Source organism: Streptomyces sp. P9(2023), assembly GCF_032436795.1.
Taxonomy (GTDB): Bacteria; Actinomycetota; Actinomycetes; order Streptomycetales; family Streptomycetaceae; genus Streptomyces.
Genome location: NZ_JAUPWM010000143.1, coordinates 1 through 496, shown reverse-complemented (window position 1 = coordinate 496; position 496 = coordinate 1). Strand labels below are relative to the sequence as shown.

1 protein-coding gene is annotated in these 496 nt (G+C 49.8%); it reads right to left on the bottom strand.

The features are described from left to right. Positions 1–43 precede the first annotated feature (43 nt). Positions 44–370: an IS66 family insertion sequence element accessory protein TnpB gene (gene tnpB / locus Q5762_RS37070; protein WP_004393962.1), complete on the bottom strand. Its 327-nt coding sequence runs from the start codon at positions 368–370 to the stop codon at positions 44–46. Positions 371–496 lie beyond the last annotated feature (126 nt).

Sequence of the window (496 nt, the reverse complement as noted above, 5' to 3'; positions counted from 1 at the left end):
ATCGTGAGGATCGATAACTTAAAGGGGAATAGTGTGCGTACGGTCATACTTTTTGCCAGCCAGGCAGCCCCACCAACAGAGCTTTAAGCTGCTTCGCGGCGACAGGGGTCACCCCATCTTGGTGATGACGGGGCCAATCTTGAAAGCGGCCTTTGCTCAGGCGTTTATTGATTAACCAGAAGCCAGAGCCGTCATAACATAATGCTCTAAGCATGGTTTGACGGCGGTTGGTAAACACAAACAGGGTTCCGCTACGAGGCGACTGTTTTAGCTGATGACGACACAGGGCGGCGAGTCCATCAATACCACAGCGAAAATCGGCTGGTTGAGTCGCAAGCAGGATTTTACTCTCAGCAGTCAGGTGGATCATTTTACTTCTCCTGCTTCTTGTATCAGAGCTCGCAATAAGTCAGGAGAGACAAGGCCGCTGATACGGATCTGACTTGAATTAGGAAGAGTGAGCTGAAGGCTCAGGTCTGATTTAGGTAGTAAATCA